The sequence below is a fragment of the Methylobacterium sp. B1 genome, from assembly GCF_000333255.1.
GTDB classification, from domain to species: Bacteria; Pseudomonadota; Alphaproteobacteria; order Rhizobiales; family Beijerinckiaceae; genus Methylobacterium; species Methylobacterium fujisawaense.
The window spans coordinates 1-5,516 of sequence record NZ_BACT01000344.1 but is presented as its reverse complement, the minus strand read 5'-3'; the positions used below and the strand labels follow the sequence as shown (position 1 = coordinate 5,516).

The following is a 5,516-nucleotide window of genomic DNA, read 5'->3' as shown; positions in this document are numbered from 1 at the left end:
GCCGGCTTCCCGGGCCGGTGCGGACCTACCTCCAGGAGGCCGGGGCGCCGCCGCACCTGCTCGGCGTCGCATTCTCGGGCTCGGGGGGCGCGCAGGCCGCCTTCTTCCGGGATCTGGAGCAGATCAGCGGCTGCGCCGGCATGCCCACCCTCTCGTTGACCCAACGCCAAGTCCTGACCGGCGCGTATCGCCCGTCCCTGGACGCGTTTGCCCAGACGGCGCGTCGCGGCTTGAGCGACGCGGCCCCGGCCCGGCCCCGCGCGGACGGCAACGCGCCGGATCGGTCCGGTCCGGACGGCCTTCCGGGCGGCGGCCTCATCGCCTGAAGGCGGGCAGCAGGGGAAGGAACGTGATCGCGATCTCGAGGGCGATCAGCAGGACGACCACGATCTCCAGGCGCAACGAACGGTTCGTGTGCATCAGGTCGGTGAGCGCGGTCGCCGTCGCGCCGATCACGGTGAGCTTGCGATTCAGCGTGGCCGTCCGCTCCCGCAGCTCGTACTCGTCCTCGAGGCGCGCGTAGAGGCGTTCCAGGCCGGGCTGATCCCACAGCACCTCGGGCTTCTCCTCGACCGCCACGCGCCCCGACACCCTGTGCTGGACGAGCAGCGTGCTGCCGACATGCTTCAGGACGGCCCGACGGCCGCCCGATGCGCGCCCCGTCTCGGCCAGGCGCCGCGCCAAGGGCTCGATCACGTCGAAGACAGCCGCGACCTCGATCTCGTTCTGCGCCAGCGCCGTGCTCTTGGCGAGGATGTCGGCGATGACGATCAGACGCCCGGGCGTCAGCTGGCGGATGGCGATCCGGCCGCCGGGCACGACCTGATCGTCGTGATCCGGCCCGATCTCGATCGTGGCGGTCTCCTCTTCCGGCCGCGTCACGGGACCGCGGACGCGCGACAGCAGGCCTGCCGCCATCGCCTCCTCCTCGCTCGGGGACAGCCCGACCGTCACCACGACCCCGTAGCGGAAGACCACCGCAAAACCGCACCCGACCCGCAAGGCGAGCGGGTTGATCGCGAGCGTGTCGTTGCGTTCGAGACCCGCCGTATCGATGCGGTCGCCGAGGATCCGGGCGCGGGCGATCAGGCATTGCGGTTCGACCGGCAGCGTGTCCTGGCTCAGCGGAACCCCCGACCGCGTCGATCCGATGCCCGGCCGCGAGAGGGACCCGGCGCCCGGTTTGATCCAACGCAAGGTGTCCCGTCGCCCCGCGCAATACGGTCCCGGGCACGGCGGCGACACGCGCGCCGGACCCGTTGAGGGAGCGGAGGATGCGCACCATCGACAATCAATCGCAGGACATCTTCCTGAACGGATTGAGTCTCCTGCTGGGCATCGGCCTGATCGCGGCGCCCTGGTATTTCGGATTCGCGTCCGAGACCGCCGCGGCTTGGAACGCCTGGATATTCGGCACCACGGTCGCGATCCTCGCCGTGCTGGCGCTGATGCAGACCTACGACTGGGAGGTCTACGCCATCGCGGCAGGGGGACTCTGGGTCTGCCTGGCCCCTTGGGCACTCGGCTTCCAGGAGGCCACGGTGGCGACGTGGGCGCATGTGAGCTTCGGCATCGCGCTGATCATCTCGGCGAGTTCCGAAGTCTGGCGCCTGCGCGAATCCCCGTCGGCCTACGAGGTCTGAGCCGGCGCCGCCCCCCTGGCCCGCACCCCCGCCGTGCCGCGGCCTGCCTCGTCCTCCGGGGGGCCGCCGTTCCGACCCTCGTCGGATCCGGCCCTGGAGGCGTGGCGCCCGCGCCGATGCGCTGGAGCCCCCGTCGGGGATCGACCGTGCGGGAGCGCGGGTCCGCCCTCGGTCCGTCGAGGGCCGTGAAGCCATCGTGGTCGTGACGCTCGTAACGCTGCCGTGGCCCCTCGGGGCGCATTCGAGGCGCGGCGCGCCGGCGTTCCCCCCGCTGAGCATCGGATCCATCAGGGCGTCCCGGAGCGGTGGGCGAAGAGCTGCGCCAGCGCGCAGGAGGCCAGCCGCACCTCCGGGCTGTCGGAGCGGCTCGTCAGGATGATCGGGACACGGGCGCCGAGCAGCAGACCGGCGGCGTCGGCGCCCGCGAGATGGATCAGCTGCTTGGCGAGCATGTTGCCCGACACGAGGTCCGGCACCACGAGGATGTCGGCCTCACCCGCGACCGGCGACACGAGGGCCTTCGCGGCGGCGGCGGCGCGGGAGATAGCGGTGTCGAAGGCCAGCGGCCCGTCGACGAGGCCGTCCGTGATCTGCCCGCGCCCGGCCATCTTGCACAGGGCCGCCGCGTCGAGGGTCGAGCCGAGCTTCGTGGAGACCGTCTCGACGGCCGAGAGGATCGCCACCTTGGGCTGCGCGATGCCGAGCGCGCGGGCGAGGTCGATGGCGTTCTGCACGATGTCGCGCTTCTCCTCCAGGCTCGGCGCGATGTTGACGGCGGCATCGGTCAGGAACAGCGGCTTGGGGTAGCTCGGCACGTCGAGGGCGTAGACGTGGCTCATGCGCCGCTCGGTCCGCAGGCCCGTCGCCCGGGCGATGGCGGCCGCCAGGATCTCGTCGGTGTGGAGCGCGCCCTTCATCAGCGCCGTCACCCGGCCGGCGCGGGCGAGGGAGACCGCCTTCTCCGCCGCGGCGTGGCTGTGGGGCGCGTCGACGATCTCGATGCCGTCGAGGGCGAGGCCGGCCGCGCGCGCCGCGGCCTCGATCTTCGGCCGCGGCCCCACCAGAACCGGCACGATCAGCCCGGCCTCGCGCGCGGCGCGCGCGCCCTCGAGCGAGACCGCATCGCAGGGATGGACGACGGCCGTCAGCGCCGGGGCGAAGCGGCGCGCCGCCGCAATCATGGGTTTCCAATGCACGCCCCGCTCGTGCAGGTGGACCTCCGGCAGCAGGACGCGCGGCCGGCGCACCTTGTCGGCGGGGGCCAGCACCTCGGCCTCGCCGGTGATGACCGTCTCGCCCTGCGCATTCAGGCAGACGCAGTCGAGGCGGACCCGCTGATCGGCGGCCTCCTTGGCGCGCACGGTGACGCGCGCCGTCACCGTGTCGCCGATCCGGACCGGATGCAGGAACCGCAGGGACTGGCTGAGATAGACCGTGCCGGGCCCGGGCAGTTCGGTGCCGAGCACCGCCGAGATCAGCGACCCGCCCCAGAGCCCGTGCGCGATCACCCCGTGGAACCGGTCCGTGGCGGCATAGTCCCGATCGAGATGGGCCGGATTCACGTCGCCGGAGGCCAGGGCGAACAGGCTGATGTCCTGCGCCTGCAGGGTGCGGGTCAGGCTGGCGGTGTCGCCCACCGCGATCTCGTCGAAGGTGCGGTTCTCGATGAAGCGGGGCGGTTCCATCGGGCCACCCGCTCAGGCTTCCAGCACGTAGGCGCCGGGCGCGTCCCCGAGCACCGCGTAGCCCGAGGCCGGTGCGCCCATCGCGGGCGGCGGGGCGGGCGGCCCCGACCGCTCGGCGAGCCAGGCGACCCAGGCGGGCCACCAGGACCCTTCGCACTGCGGCGTCTGCCCGATCCAGGTGTCGGGATCGCGGTAACGGTCGGTCGCCCGCGTGGTGCGGATCCGATGACGGGCCTGCTTCCGCCCCGGCGGCGCGACGATCCCGGCATTGTGGCCGCCGCTGGCGAGGACGAAGGTGACGTCGGTATCGGCGAGGGGGTGGATCTTGAACACCGAACGCCAGGGCGCGACGTGATCGTGCTCCGTGGCCGCCGCGAAGACCGGGACGCGGATGTCGCTGATGGAGACCGGCCGGTCTCCGGCCAGGAAACGCCCCTCCGCGAGATCGTTGTCGAGGAACAGGCCACGCAGATATTCGGCGTGCATCCGCGCCGGCAGGCGCGTCGCGTCCGCGTTCCAGGCCGTCAGGTCTGTCATCGGCTGTCGCCGCCCCAGGAGATAGTCGCGGACGATCCGGGACCAGATCAGGTCGTTCGAACGCAGGAGCTGGAAGGCGCCGGCCATCTGCCGGGCATCGAGGGTGCCCTGGCTGCGCATCAGGCTCTCCAGGAAGCTGATCTGGCTCTCGCCGATGAACAGCGTCAGCTCTCCGGCCTCGGTGAAGTCGAGCTGCGCGGCGAACAGGCTGAGTGAGGCGAGGCGCGCGTCGCCGTCCCGGCTCATCGCGGCGGCCGCGATGGCGAGCAACGTCCCGCCCAGGCAATACCCGGCCGCGTGGATCGGATGGCCGGGAACGATGGCCGAGACGGCCTCGAGGGCCGCCATCACGCCGAGCCGGCGATAATCGTCGAAGGACACGTCCCGGTCCTCCGGACCGGGATTGCGCCAGGAGATCATGAAGACGGTGTGGCCCTGGCCCGTGAGGTACCGGACCAGGGAGTTTTCGGGCGACAGATCGAGGATGTAGAACTTCATGATCCAGGCCGGGACGATCAGCACCGGCTCCGGCCGGACCGCGGTCACGGTGGGGGCGTACTGGATCAGCTCGATCAGCCGGTTGCGGAACACGACCTTGCCGGGCGAGACCGCCACCGCGCCGCCGACCGGGAAGGCGTCGGCGCCGACCGGCTTCAGACCGTCGGCCGCGCGCAGGGCGTCCTCGGCGGCATTGAGCAGGCCCGTGACGAGGTTCGCGCCGCCGGTCCGCACGGTCTCGCCCAGCACGACCGGATTGGTCCAGGGCAGGTTCGAGGGCGAGGCGGCATCGAGGACTTGGCGCGCCGCGAAGGCGACCATGGTCTCGTGGGCGCGGCACACGCCGGGCACGCCGGTCGTGGCGTTGTGCCACCATTGCTGGGTCAGCAGGAACGACTGGCAGGCGAGGCTGAAGGGCCAGACCTGCCAGGCCGGATCGTCGAAGCGGTGGTCCTGGGGCAGCGGATCGATGCACGGCGCAGCATGGCCCTGCAGGACGGCGCTCCGGGCGGCGAACTGCGCGAGGCGCACCTGCTTCCGCAGGAGCTTCATCACCAATGTGGCCTGCTTGCCGGGCGAGAAGGCCGCGTGGATGGCCCAGTCGAACCACGCCTCGGCGAGGGCAGCGGGGGAGAGGCCGGCCGTCATCCGGGCGACGGACGCGTGCACGCTCTGATCGATCGCGCGCCGGACCGGCGCCAGATCGTCCTCGTCCTCGGGGGGATCGGGCCGGGATGCCGGGCTGGGGACCTCCGGGATCGGGCGCAGACGCAATCCGGGCCGCGGCGGCTCAGCGGCCGTCTCGGCCCGGTCTCTCACCTCAGCGTCGAGCATGCACGGTCTCCTGCGACGCCGCGCAGGGTACGGCAGGCGCAGCCGCCCTCCCGTGATTCAGATCAAGGTGCGGCGGACGGCCCCCGGCCGCGGTCCCCCGATGTCACGGGAGGGCGACCGTCTTGCGGAACCGCAGGATCGCCGCGACGACGAACACGGCGCCGATCGCGCTCACCAGCACGATGCGGGTCCAGACCGCGTCGAGACCGGCGCCCCGGTAGAGGATCGCCTGCGCGAAGGCCACGAAATGGACCGTGGGGGAGGCCTGGAGGAGCGTGGCGAGCCAGGGCGGCATGCTCTCCAGCGGCGTGTGCTCCCG

At 72.2% G+C, this 5,516-nt stretch carries 4 protein-coding genes and 2 pseudogenes; 2 read left to right on the top strand and 4 right to left on the bottom strand.

Annotated features, from left to right (window positions below; all coding sequences use genetic code 11):
* Window positions 1-326 (top strand): annotated as a pseudogene (locus tag I53_RS33840) (hypothetical protein); the annotation flags it as partial.
* Here the strand turns inward: I53_RS33840 and I53_RS10030 are convergent.
* On the bottom strand, window positions 316-1,197 hold the full coding sequence (locus I53_RS10030) for an RMD1 family protein (protein ID WP_374701310.1): 882 nt from the start codon (window positions 1,195-1,197) through the stop codon (window positions 316-318). The pseudogene I53_RS33840 and the gene I53_RS10030 sit on opposite strands and share 11 nt — an antisense overlap.
* Window positions 1,198-1,274: 77 nt before the next feature.
* Here I53_RS10030 and I53_RS10025 point away from each other — a divergent pair, with 77 nt between their 5' ends.
* Window positions 1,275-1,643 (top strand): SPW repeat protein, encoded by a 369-nt coding sequence (locus tag I53_RS10025; protein ID WP_051044758.1) that lies wholly within the window; start codon window positions 1,275-1,277, stop codon window positions 1,641-1,643.
* Window positions 1,644-1,930: 287 nt separating this feature from the next.
* Here I53_RS10025 and I53_RS10020 read toward each other — a convergent pair whose 3' ends face one another.
* The 3 genes and pseudogenes from I53_RS10020 to I53_RS33835 all read right to left on the bottom strand — a co-directional run.
* Entirely contained in the window at window positions 1,931-3,328 is a 1,398-nt protein-coding gene (locus I53_RS10020; protein WP_043349924.1) for a bifunctional enoyl-CoA hydratase/phosphate acetyltransferase, read from the bottom strand.
* A gap of 12 nt (window positions 3,329-3,340) precedes the next feature.
* Window positions 3,341-5,197, bottom strand: a complete 1,857-nt coding sequence (locus tag I53_RS10015) for an alpha/beta fold hydrolase (protein ID WP_043349923.1) — start codon at window positions 5,195-5,197, stop codon at window positions 3,341-3,343.
* A 103-nt stretch (window positions 5,198-5,300) separates the two neighbouring features.
* A pseudogene (locus I53_RS33835) lies at window positions 5,301-5,516 on the bottom strand (ABC transporter permease); the annotation flags it as partial.